Source organism: Pseudomonas sp. RT6P73 (genome assembly GCF_054897715.1).
In genome coordinates, this window is the sequence record NZ_JBUBUV010000002.1 from 4,467,225 (window position 1) to 4,479,023 (window position 11,799).

At 60.1% G+C, this 11,799-nt stretch carries 11 protein-coding genes; 5 read left to right on the forward strand and 6 right to left on the reverse strand.

Features of this window, described 5'->3' with window-relative positions; all coding sequences use genetic code 11:
• Positions 1-134: 134 nt before the first annotated feature.
• A complete protein-coding gene (locus ACYZT6_RS20835; RefSeq protein WP_462028448.1) occupies positions 135-1,016 on the forward strand; it encodes a LysR substrate-binding domain-containing protein in 882 nt (293 codons plus the stop codon).
• Between the two features lie 174 nt (positions 1,017-1,190).
• On the opposite strand, the gene ACYZT6_RS20840 is transcribed toward ACYZT6_RS20835, so the two are convergent.
• Positions 1,191-1,805 carry an NAD(P)-dependent oxidoreductase gene (locus tag ACYZT6_RS20840; RefSeq protein WP_462028449.1) on the reverse strand — a complete coding sequence of 205 codons (615 nt, stop codon included), beginning with the start codon at positions 1,803-1,805 and terminating at the stop codon, positions 1,191-1,193.
• A gap of 175 nt (positions 1,806-1,980) precedes the next feature.
• Positions 1,981-2,868 (reverse strand): MBL fold metallo-hydrolase, encoded by an 888-nt coding sequence (locus ACYZT6_RS20845; protein WP_462028450.1) that lies wholly within the window; start codon positions 2,866-2,868, stop codon positions 1,981-1,983.
• A 115-nt stretch (positions 2,869-2,983) separates the two neighbouring features.
• Here ACYZT6_RS20845 and ACYZT6_RS20850 point away from each other — a divergent pair, with 115 nt between their 5' ends.
• Positions 2,984-3,889: a LysR family transcriptional regulator gene (locus ACYZT6_RS20850; RefSeq protein ID WP_462028451.1), complete on the forward strand. Its 906-nt coding sequence runs from the start codon at positions 2,984-2,986 to the stop codon at positions 3,887-3,889.
• A 352-nt stretch (positions 3,890-4,241) separates the two neighbouring features.
• Positions 4,242-4,418 (forward strand): hypothetical protein, encoded by a 177-nt coding sequence (locus tag ACYZT6_RS20855; protein WP_462028452.1) that lies wholly within the window; start codon positions 4,242-4,244, stop codon positions 4,416-4,418.
• Positions 4,419-4,427: 9 nt separating this feature from the next.
• Here the strand turns inward: ACYZT6_RS20855 and ACYZT6_RS20860 are convergent, their stop codons facing one another.
• Positions 4,428-5,324 (reverse strand): helix-turn-helix domain-containing protein, encoded by an 897-nt coding sequence (locus ACYZT6_RS20860; RefSeq protein ID WP_461976296.1) that lies wholly within the window; start codon positions 5,322-5,324, stop codon positions 4,428-4,430.
• A 188-nt stretch (positions 5,325-5,512) separates the two neighbouring features.
• Here ACYZT6_RS20860 and pobA point away from each other — a divergent pair, with 188 nt between their 5' ends.
• Both pobA and ACYZT6_RS20870 read left to right on the forward strand, forming a co-directional pair.
• A complete protein-coding gene (pobA, locus tag ACYZT6_RS20865; RefSeq protein WP_462029991.1) occupies positions 5,513-6,697 on the forward strand; it encodes a 4-hydroxybenzoate 3-monooxygenase in 1,185 nt (394 codons plus the stop codon).
• 347 nt (positions 6,698-7,044) lie between these two features.
• Positions 7,045-8,562: an MDR family MFS transporter gene (locus tag ACYZT6_RS20870; protein WP_462028453.1), complete on the forward strand. Its 1,518-nt coding sequence runs from the start codon at positions 7,045-7,047 to the stop codon at positions 8,560-8,562.
• Between the two features lie 108 nt (positions 8,563-8,670).
• On the opposite strand, the gene ACYZT6_RS20875 is transcribed toward ACYZT6_RS20870, so the two are convergent.
• From ACYZT6_RS20875 to ACYZT6_RS20885, 3 genes are all read right to left on the reverse strand, one after another.
• Complete coding sequence (locus ACYZT6_RS20875) at positions 8,671-9,519, reverse strand: cache domain-containing protein (protein WP_462028454.1); 849 nt, start codon at positions 9,517-9,519, stop codon at positions 8,671-8,673.
• A 266-nt stretch (positions 9,520-9,785) separates the two neighbouring features.
• Positions 9,786-10,658: an ATPase gene (locus tag ACYZT6_RS20880; protein ID WP_462028455.1), complete on the reverse strand. Its 873-nt coding sequence runs from the start codon at positions 10,656-10,658 to the stop codon at positions 9,786-9,788.
• Positions 10,659-10,778: 120 nt separating this feature from the next.
• The gene (locus ACYZT6_RS20885) at positions 10,779-11,771 is read right to left on the reverse strand and encodes an NAD-dependent epimerase/dehydratase family protein (protein ID WP_462028456.1); all 993 of its coding nucleotides are present in this window, start codon (positions 11,769-11,771) and stop codon (positions 10,779-10,781) included.
• Positions 11,772-11,799 lie beyond the last annotated feature (28 nt).

An 11,799-nucleotide genomic window follows, 5' to 3' on the forward strand; every position in this document is an offset into this window, starting at 1 on the left:
GACGCCGGGCCTGCGCAGTGTTTATGATGCGTGGGCAGGTCCAGGGATGGCCTCATTGGAACGGGCGACACGTCGCCGCAACAATGGATAAAAAGTCATACTAGCCATGTCCTCACGTCATACCTTGGATCCCAATGAAACGATTGCCTCCCCTGCCGGCGCTGCACACTTTTCTGATCACCGCGCAGTGCTGTAACTTCACCCGGGCCGCCGAACAGCTGTACATCACCCAGGGCGCGGTGAGTCGGCAGATCGCCGGGCTGGAAGAACATCTGGGTTATGAACTGTTTATCCGCCAGGCGCGGGGCCTCGACTTGACCGCCGAAGGACGGGAGTGGCTGCCACGGGTGCAGCAGATTTTCGGTTTGATCGACGAAGCGGTGGAGCAGATCGGCGAGAAGCGCAAAACCCTGCAACTCAAGGCGCCGACCTGCGTGATGCGCTGGTTGTTGCCGCGCCTGGTGCAGTGGCAACGGGAGCGCCCGGATGTGCCAGTGGAATTGACCACCACGGTGAAACACGGCGTGGATTTTCATCGCGAGCAGTTCGATGCAGCGGTGATCTATGGCGTACCGCCGGAGACGTCACTGACGTCCCATCGGCTGTTCGATGAGCAACTGACGCCGGTCTGCTCTCGGCCGTATCTCGATGGGCCGGTGCCGTTGCAGGCGCCGGAGGATCTGGAACAACACATGCTGTTGCATCCGACCCGGGATGAACGCGACTGGAAAGCCTGGCTGGCCAGCGCGGATATTCGCTTGAGCAATGTCGGCAAGGGACAGCATTTCGAAACCCTGGATTTAGCGATGTCGATGGCGTCCCAGGGGACCGGTGTGGCGATTGGGGATTGGTCGTTGATTGGCGACGACCTGAGCGCCGGGCGGCTGGTCATGCCGTTTGAATTGAAGGTGAAAACGGGTTTGGCGTATTACCTGGTGTTCCCGGAAAAACCCGGGCCTTCGCCGAAGTTGCGCGAATTGATGGGGTGGTTGGTGGAGCAGGCACAAGCGCGCTGAGCCTTGCGCTGAATTGCCCCCTGTAGCAGCTGGCGAAGCCTGCGTTCGGCTGCGAAGCAGTCGTAAAACCATACACCGCGGTGTGCCAGGAAAATCGTGGATACAGGGTTTACGACTGCTGCGCAGCCGAACGCAGGCTTCGCCAGCTGCTACAAGTTTGTGGTGTTGCGCGGATCAATACCCGATGGTGAACCGCTGCCGGGAGTGCTTCGACACTTCCACTTCATCGATCATCGCAATCGCATAATCGGCGAACGTGATCCAGCTCCGCCCTGCACCGCTCACCAGCAAATCATCCTTCCCAACCCGAAACGCCCCCGTGCGCTCACCTTCGACAAACTCCGCCGACGGCGACAGAAAGGTCCAGTCCAGATCGTTTTCCTGACGCAGGTTCTCCAGAAACAAAGCCCCGGCACTGGCCTCAGCCTTGTACGCCTCCGGAAAGCCCGTGCTGTCGATGACGCGAGTGCCGTCCGGCAGCAACAACGAACCCGCACCGCCCACCACCAGCAGACGTTTCACCCCGGCCTTTTTCACCGGCCCGACAACGGCGCTGGCCGGAAGGGTCGAAAAGTGTGCCGCGCTGATCACCACGTCATGACCCTCGACGGCAACTTGCAACGCTTCGGCATCAAGGGCATCGACGTTCCTGGTGACCACACCGGCACGCTGGCTGATCTTCGAGGTGTCGCGGGCGATAGCAGTGACGCTATGACCACGACGCAGGGCTTCTTCCAGCAGTTGGCTGCCGGCACGGCCGGTGGCACCGATGATTGCGATTTTGCTCATGATGTTCTCCAGTTGGCTTGGGTGAATCTTTGCAAATTTGCGTGGCAAAAGGGCTTTTGTGGCGAGGGGATTTATCCCCGTTCGGCTGCGAAGCAGTCGTCAAAGCTTGGGACTGCTTCGCAGTCCAACGGGGATAAATCCCCTCGCCACAGGTGTCCGTGTTCACGGTATAAATTCACTCACCCCACTTCATCTCGCCCTTGGCGACTTTCGCGCTCAGCTCCAGCGAGCTCACTTCGCCCACTGCCGGAAAGCGTTTTTTCATGGCGGCGATCAGCGCGGCGGAGTCCTTGGTCTTGGCGGTTTCTTCGTCGAAGGCCTTGATGTAATCGGCGGTGAACTGCACGGCGGCCAGCGAACGGGCACTCTCACCCAGGTAATGCCCCGGCACGATGGTTTTCGGTTTCAGGGTTTCGATGGAGTGCAGCGTAGTCAACCAATCGGCGTGGGATTGCGCGGTTTGCGTATCAGCCATCCACACGTGGATGTTTTCTGCGACCACCACACCACCGACGACAGCCTTGATCGACGGGATCCACACAAAGGTCCGGTCCGGCTGCTTGCCGTCCAGGCCCACCACCTGCAACTTCTGCCCTTCGAGCATCAGGCTGTCGCCCTTGAGTACGCCAGGCACGATGGTTTTGGCCGGCACGTCGGCGCCCATTTTCGGCCCCCAGAACGCCAGTTTGCCGTCGACGGTGTGTTTGATGTGATCAACGGTGGGCTGCGAGGCGAGCACTTTGGCGCTCGGGAACGCGGCGGTCAGGGTGTCGAGGCCGAAGTAGTAATCCGGGTCACCGTGGCTGATGTAGATGGTGGTCAGTTGCTTGCCGCTGGCGCGGATCTTCTCGACCACTTGTTCGGCCTGGGATATGCCGAATTGCGCGTCGATCAGAATCGCTTCTTTTTCGCCGCTGACCAGGACCGAGGTCACCGGGAAGATCGCCTTGTCACCCGGGTTATACACGTCCAGGGTCAGGGTCGATGCCGCCGCGGCGTGGGCCGCGAAGCCGAGAGTGGCGGTGGCCAGCAAAATGCGCTTGAGAGAGGTGAAGCCGATCATCTGTTGCTCCGTGGTCCGAATGCCGTGTCTGGCGATGGGGACAGAGCTTAGTTGCCTGACTCAGTACAAAAAATGCGATGCTTGAACATAGTTTGTTTCTGAAAGCGGGCAAATCATGGATCGTCTACAAGCAATGCGGGTGTTTGTCTCAGTGGTCGACCTCGGCAGCCAATCGGCCGCCGCCGATCATCTGGACCTGTCACGGCCAGTGGTTTCGCGTTATCTGGCGGAGCTGGAAGATTGGGTCGGCGCACGCCTGATGCACCGCACCACGCGCAAATTGAGCCTGACCGCCGCCGGCAGCGAAATCCTGCCCCGCTGTCGGCAGATGCTCGACCTGTCCACCGACATGCAAGCCGCCGTCAGCGAGCCGGACGAGGCGCCCCGCGGCCTGCTGCGCATCAGCGTCAGCACCTCATTCGGCCAGGCGCAACTGGCGGATGCCATGGCGGCTTTCGTCAAACGCTATCCCGGTGTCAGCATCGACATGCAGATGCTCGACCGCACGGTGAACCTGGTGGATGAGCGCATCGACCTGGCGATCCGCACCAGCAACGACCTGGACCCAAACCTGATTGCTCGGCGGCTGACAGTCTGCCGATCGGTGATCTGCGCCTCCCCCGCTTACCTGCGCGAACACCCGACGCCGCAACGGGTCGAGGACCTGAGCCAGCACAATTGCCTGACCCATTCCTACTTCGGCAAAAGCCTCTGGCATTTCGAGGAGGACGGCGAGCCGGTGTCGGTGCCGGTACAGGGCAATATCAGCGCCAATGAAGCCAGTACGCTGCTGCGCGCAACCCTCGCCGGGGCTGGCGTGGCGATGCTGCCCAGTTATCAGGCGGGCGTTCATATCCACAGTGGCGAGCTGATTCGCCTGCTGCCCCAGGCCGAGCCGCGGCAGATGAACGTGTACGCGGTGTACGCCTCACGCAAGCACATGCCGGCGGCGCTACGTAGCATGCTGGATTTCCTGGTGCTCAGATTCCCCGAAGAACCGGCGTGGGATATAGGCCTGTAACCACATCAAACTGTGGGAGTGAGCCTGCTCGCGATGACGGTCTGACATTCAACATCACTGTTGCCTGACACTCCGCTATCGCGAGCAGGCTCACTCCCACAGTTTGATGGGGGATACCGCAGCTTTTGTGCTCGACACAATCCCTTGTGGGAGCTGGCTTGCCTGCGATGGCGTCGTCACATCCGACAATGATGCTGACTGACAGTCCGCTATCGCGAGCAGGCTCACTCCTACAGGGGATATCAGTGTTCTGAATGACGGGTTACATACGCAGGACGTGTGACTGGCATCTCACCCGCGCTGACCTATGCTGAAAGGAGTACCGAAGGGTATTCGTTCAGAGGTCAACGCCATGAACATCAAAACAAGAAGATACCTCGCCATTTTCGTCACCTGCGCCGCGACGTTGGCGCTGTATGGCACCGCCGCCTGGCGTGTCGAGCAGTTGCGACAACTGCCCCGTGAAACCGCGAGTTGTAACTACGAGCATTGCATTCCCCACAACGCGACCCTCAATGCCCTTCGGTAACGAAGGCGGTCAGGCTTCGTTGTCCTGATCGGCCTTCAAGCGGTCGCGAAAAGCCTTGGGCGAGATCCCCACCCGGCGTCGGAACAGGCGCGTGAAGTTGGTTGGATCGGAAAATCCCAACACATCGGACATTTCGTAAATGGTCATGCTGGTGTAGGTCAGCAAGCGCTTGGCCTCCAGCAGCTGGCGCTCGTGCATGATCTGCAACGCCGGTTGCCCCGCCAGCTCACGGCAGGTGCCATTGAGGTGGGACACGGAAATCCCTAGCCGGTGTGCCAGATCCTCGACCTTGACGTGCTGGCGGTACGTCTCTTCCACCAACTGGATAAATCCGTTGAGGTATTCCCGGGCCCGTTGCGGACGCTGACTGGCGGCGCGGCGCGAAATCACCTGACGGCTGACCCACACCATGATCACGCTGACCAGCGAATGCATGAGCATCTCGCGCGCGGGCTGGTGGCCGGTGTATTCGTCTTGCAGCGCCGAAAACAGACTGTTGAGGTAGTCGCTTTCCTTGCCCGCCGGGTAACTTTCGGCCTGGGCCAGTGCGCTAACCGAGTTGCCCAGTTGCGCCTGAAGATGGGCAACCAGCGGCGCGGCGAGGGTCACGACGAATCCTTCGACGTCCTCGGAAAACCGGTAACCATGCACCGATAACGGCGGCAGGATCAGGATTGCCGGTTCAGTCAGTTGCGTCTGTTTGCCTTCGATTTCAAGCTCTGCCTGACCTTTGAATACGAAGAGCAACTGGCATAAATCAGCGTGACGGTGGGGTTTGATTTCCCATTGGTGTTCGCGGCTGCGTTTGGAAATGGTTTCACAGTGCAGCAAGTCGGGGGTCGGCCAGTCCAGGCTTTCACCGTAGAGCTTGAACACTGGAATCGAAGGCAGGTCAGGCTTGTTCATCACTTCAATCCAGGCCTCAAAGGGTTACGGGCGATAATCGCACCGATTGGCAGAATGTACAGGTATCGGCTCAGTTTTCACCTTCAATTGACAGACCCGCAAGGGAAAAATGCAAGCACTCGATCCATAAAAATCATTCACCGGCCGTGGTCGCGTGAAGCTTGCGAGTCATAACAACAATGAAAATGCTGAAAACCCAAGTCGCTATCATCGGCGCCGGCCCCTCCGGTTTGCTGCTCGGCCAGTTGCTGCATAACCACGGAATCGACACCCTGATCCTCGAACGCCAGACCCCGGGTTATGTGCTCGGCCGCATTCGCGCCGGAGTCCTTGAACAAGGCATGGTAGAGCTGTTGCGGCAGGCAGGGGTGGGTCAGCGCATGGACGCCGAAGGGCTGGTCCATGGCGGTTTCGAAATGGCCCTCGACGGGCGCCGGGTGCACATCGATCTGCAAGCCCTGACCGGTGGCAAAACCGTGATGATCTATGGCCAGACCGAAGTCACCCGCGACCTGATGGCCGCTCGTCGGGAGGCTGGCGCACAGACCATTTACCAGGCCGACAACGTCGTACCGCACGGGATGAAAACCGCAGAACCGTTCGTGACGTTCGTGAAGGATGGTGAAACGTATCGCCTCGATTGCGACTACATCGCCGGGTGTGACGGCTTCCATGGCGTGTCGCGGCAGTCGATTCCCGCGGATTGCCTGAAGGTTTTCGAGCGGGTCTATCCGTTTGGCTGGCTCGGCATTCTCGCCGATACGCCGCCGGTCCACGAGGAGTTGGTCTATGCCCGCCACGAGCGTGGTTTTGCCCTGTGCAGCATGCGCTCCGCGACCCGCACGCGTTACTACCTCCAGGTGCCGGCGGACGAGAAAGTCGAGGAATGGCCGGATCAGCGCTTCTGGGATGAGCTCAAATCGCGTCTGCCTTCTGAGCTCGCCAACGTCCTAGTGACCGGGCCGTCTATCGAAAAGAGCATCGCGCCGCTACGCAGTTTCGTGGTGGAACCGATGCAGTACGGGCGGATGTTCCTGGTCGGCGACGCGGCGCACATCGTCCCGCCTACCGGCGCCAAAGGCCTGAACCTGGCGGCCAGCGACGTCAGCACCTTGTTCACGATTTTGCTGAAGGTTTACAGTGAAGGGCGTCTGGATTTGCTGGAAAAATACTCCGAGATCTGCCTGCGCCGGGTCTGGAAAGCCGAACGGTTTTCCTGGTGGATGACCTCGATGCTGCACCGTTTCGATGAAAACGACGCCTTCAGTCAGCGCATCAGCGAGTCGGAGCTTGACTACTTCGTCCACTCTGAAGCGGGTCGAAAAACCATTGCAGAGAATTACGTCGGACTTCCGTATGAGGCTATCGAATAGCCTGCTACCCGAGGGCGTGTCATCCATTATTTCCCGCGTCGCGCCGGGTGTGCTGTTGCGCAGGGCAAGGCGCGAGGAGCGCGGTTTGGTCATTCCAAATAAGCTCCGAGCAACGCAGCCCTGCGCAACAGCACGCCCGGCCCTTCGGGTTGTCGCCTGAAAGCGGGCCATGCTGCGTTGAAGTCCTCGGCAAGGAAACAACCCTTACCTTCGGACTTCGCCTTGCCTGGCCCGCTTTCAGGCGGCAACGCGACGCGGGAAATAATGGATGACACGCCCTGATACACTGGCGAGCATCCCCGCTCGCCTTGCTTTTGCGGGTCATCATTGCCCGCAGGTTTTTACCCGTGACCAATCTCAACCAGCCTGAAACGCCTAAACCGGCCATTCGCAGCGTGTTGATCGCCCTAATGCTGGCGATCTTTCTTGGCGCACTGGACCAGACCATCGTCGCCGTTTCAATGCCGGCCATCTCCGCGCAATTCAAGGACGTCAGCCTGCTGGCCTGGGTGATTTCCGGCTACATGGTGGCAATGACCGTGGCGGTGCCGATCTACGGCAAACTCGGCGATCTGTACGGCCGACGCAAGTTGATGCTGTTCGGCATGGGCCTGTTCACCCTTGCCTCGTTGTTCTGCGGCATGGCCCAGAGCATGGAGCAACTGGTGCTGGCGCGGATCATTCAAGGCATCGGCGCGGGCGGGATGATTTCGGTCAGCCAGGCGATCATCGGCGACATCGTCCCGCCCCGGGAGCGCGGTCGCTATCAAGGTTATTTCAGCAGCATGTACGCCGTGGCCAGTGTCGCCGGCCCGGTGCTCGGCGGCTACATGACTGAATACCTGTCCTGGCGCTGGGTATTTTTGATCAACCTGCCGCTGGGCCTCGGTGCCTGGCTGGTGGCCAATCGCACGCTGGTGGGTTTGCCCGTGCCACAACGCAAACCGATCATCGATTACCTCGGCACGCTGCTGATGATTATCGGCTTGACCGCTTTGTTGCTGGGCATCACCCAAGTCGGCCAGGGCCACTCATGGCGCAGCGCCGAAGTGCTGGGCCTGCTCGGGTGTGCGGTGTTGGTGCTGGCGCTGTTCGTCTGGCATGAACGCCGGGCGCGGGAGCCGTTGCTGCCGATGCACCTGTTCGCCAACCGCAACGCGATCCTGTGCTGGTGCACGATTTTCTTCACCAGTTTCCAGGCCATCTCGCTGATCGTGCTGATGCCGCTGCGCTTCCAGAGCGTCACCGGCGCCGGGGCCGACAGCGCCGCGCTGCACTTGTTGCCACTGGCCATGGGCTTGCCGATCGGGGCTTATTTCGCCGGACGCCGGACCTCGGTGACCGGGCGCTACAAACCGATGATCCTGACCGGCGCCATCCTCATGCCGATCTCGATTCTCGGCATGGCGTTCAGTCCGCCCCAGGCTTTCGTGCTCAGCAGCCTGTTCATGTTGCTCAGCGGGATCGCCAGCGGCATGCAATTCCCGACGTCCCTGGTCGGGACGCAGAACTCGGTGGAACAACGGGATATCGGCGTCGCCACCAGCACCACCAACCTGTTCCGCTCGCTGGGTGGGGCGGTGGGGGTGGCGTTGATGTCGGCGCTGCTGCTGGCGTTGCTGCAGGATTCGAGCTTCGCCCACCTGGCCGGCTCGTCGCTGATTGCCGAGGGCAGTTCGGGGAATGTGTTGCTGGATGGATTGAATGCCGCGCCGGGAGATGCGCAGAACGCCTTGCGTGCCGAGTTGCTGCTGACCTTCCAGCATTTGTTGATGGTCAGTGCGGCGGTGTCGCTGCTGGGGTTGGCGGCGGCGGTTGCGATGCCGAATATGTTGTTGCGGGGGCGGGAAGATAAGGTTCGATAGATAGACCGAGTCGCGGCCATCGCGGGCAAGCCTCGCTCCTACAGGTACAGCGTAATCCCCGTAGGAGCGAGGCTTGCCCGCGAAGGCGTCCTCACAGACACCAAAGAATCAAGGGCTGTAATACCCGACCGCAACCAGAAAATGCCCGACCTTTTTCAGGTAGGCATGCTTGTCTTCAACCTTGCCGGTCACCGGGTTTTTCCAGCGGTATTCGTATTCGCCGTTATCCTGTTTGGCGATCAGTGCCAGGATCGGCTCGCCCACCGGTTTGCCTTCTGGGTCCTTGATCTTGCCGAAGTCGGTGTTGATCAGCCGCAGGTTGGTGCCGTGGGCCACATAACGCTGGGTGTTCAGGTCGACGATGAACACGTACAGGTCATCCTGCAAGTAACCGCCCTTGAGGGAATTGATCGCGGTCAGCGTGCCCTTTTCGTCCTTGGCGAGATCCGTCGACGCTTTGTTCAGCAAGGCCATCGCCTGCTCCGCTGACGCCCGTGGCAGGTAGTAACCCACGGCCAGAATCCGCTGGCCAACGCGCTGATAAAACACGTGCTTGCGCTCGACCTTGCCGTCGGACCAGTTCTGCCAGCGGTATTCAGCTTGCTGAATGCCATTGCCCTCCGGCACGTTCAAGGCGTCCTTGAAGGCTTTCTGCAAATCCGGCCCGAGGGTTTCAGACACATCGCGCCCGATCAGCGCCGAAGACGGCCCGCCGCTGGCGAGCATCACGCCCTTGGTATCGACCACGAAGACGTAACGATCCTTGTCGACAAACTCGCCCTGGCGGCTGAAGGCTGCGAAGGCCTTGTCGCCGTTGTCGTGGTAATAGGCCAGGGCTTTTTCCAGCAAGGCTTTGGCGGCCTGGCTGTCATCCTTTTCCGCCGTGGCGGCCTGAACCTGCCCCAGACACAGCAACAGCATCCCGCCCAGCACGGCTAATTTGTGCAGCCCCCCCATAATGCATCCCTCGTTCTTTTCGGTGTTTCAAGAGCGTAGACGGCAATGGGATATGTACGAACATTCAGAACCCTGTAGCAGCTGTCGGACCTGTAGCAGCTGTCGAGCCCCAGCGAGGCTGCGTTCGGCTGCGTAGCAGTCGTAAAATCAGCCAGCGCGGTGTTTCAGGTAAACCGAGTTGATTGGATTGACGACTGCTTCGCAGCCGAACGCAGCCTCGCCGGGGCTCGACAGCTGCTACAGGTCCGACAGCTGCTACACAGGGTTTACTGTCTGGCGCGGAGTTGTTGTTGCAGATTCTGGATCTGCGCCTGAAGGGTGTTGATGTTGCGGGTGGTTTGCCCGCGGAAAGCGTCGAACTCCGCCGTATTGGTGGCGCCTTGCGCAGGAGACGGGCGGTTGTCCTGTTCGCTTTTGAGCACGATGATGTCCTGTTCCAGACGCTCGATCGCGGCGCTCGGGTTGCCCTGTTTCTTCAGCGCGACGATGTCGGCGCCGAGGCTTTTGAGCTGGGCGTCGAATTTGCTGCTGTCGTCCGGGGCGCTTTTCAGCGCGGCCAACTCAGTGCTCAAGTCTTTGACCTGCGCCTGCAATTGCGTGTTGGCGGTCTGGTGTTCGGTGCTCTGGGCGGTCATCTGCGCCAGGCGCTTGTCCAGATCTGTGGTTTGCGCGGTCATCTGTGCCAGACGCTTGTCCAGATCGCTGGTCTGACCGACAACACCCTGCTGCTGCTTGCCTTGATCCAGCAGTTGGGTTTCCAGTTGCTTGATTTGCAGCTTCAGGGCTTCGCTGTCGCTGGTGACATTTGTCTGGCTGGCGACCACCTTGCCGGAAATATCCTGCAAGCGCCCCGCCGCATCCTCACTGATACGCGCGAAACTTTCCTGGGTGGCCACCAGTTGCTGTTCCATCAGCGAAATCTGCTGAAAGCTCCACCAGGCAAGGCCGGCGAACGCAAAGAACAAAGCGCCGACCAAGGCCCAGAGAGGACCGGTGCTGGCGCTTTTGACTTTGACCACCGGTGCCGTCCGCGAATGCACGGAGGTGCGAGTAGTGGTCGGAAAATCATCGTCATCGGGGACGTCTGCGCGCAGGCTCGGTAAATCGAAGTCGTCGTTGGCATCGTTACGCATGGACATTGAGTCAACCTTTGTGGAACGCGGTGATGGTTGTATGCGGCGAGTATAAACCCCACTGCCGCACCGATTGACCCTCAACGCCAAACTCGGTTCAGTGCTGGCAGACGGGCAACTGGAAAGTCAGCGAATGTCCTGGGCCTTCCACCAGCCGCAGAACTCATCGAGGGCCGTCCAGAGACTGACTTTTGGATCGTAATCCAGATAATGCCGGGCGCGGCTGATGTCCAGGGTGAAATTTTTGTTCATGACCTGCATGCCCAGTCGCGACAGCGTCGGCTCGGGGCGCCCCGGCCACAACTTGCACACCCCTTCGTTGAGCGCGGCAACGCTGTAGGCCAGACCGTAGGAACGGTAGCGCGTCACTTGTGGGACTTCCATCTTGCGCATGACGTAATTGACCACGTCCCACAACGGCACCGGCGTACCGTTGCTGATGTTGTAGGCCTTGCCCAGTGCCGAACCGCTGGCCAGCAAGCTGCTGAGCAACGCTTCATTGAGGTTTTGCATGCTGGTGAAATCGACCTTGTTCAGGCCGTTGCCGATGATCGCCAGGCGTCCCTTGCGCTGCATATTCAGCAGTCGCGGGAAGATGCTCATGTCACCCGCCCCCGTCACGAAGCGCGGGCGCAGGGCCAGGGTTTCGAGGCCGAATTCCTGGGCACCAAAGACTTTTTGCTCGGCGAGGAATTTGGTGGCGGCGTAGGGATGCTTGAACCGTTTAGGCACCTGTTCTTCGGTCAGCTCCAAGTGATCACGGCCATCGAAGTAGATCGACGGCGACGACAAATGCACCAGGCGCCGAACGCGCTGCTTCAGACAGGCCTCGACCACGTTTTCGGTGACCTGCACGTTACCTTGATGAAAGTCCTGATAACGCCCCCACACACCGACCGCGCCGGCGCAATGCACCACCGCTTCGACATCGGAACACAGCTCGCGCGCCAGTTCCGGGTCGCTCAAGTCGCCCGGGATAAACTCGGCGCCACGGCGCACCAGGTGTTCGACGCTTTCGGCCCGGCGACCGTTGACCCGCACGTCCAGGCCCTGCTCCAGGGCAAAACGCGCAAAGCGTCCGCCAATGAAGCCGCTTGCGCCGGTGACCAGAATTTTCATGTAGAGCTCCAACAAATGCAGCTGTGAG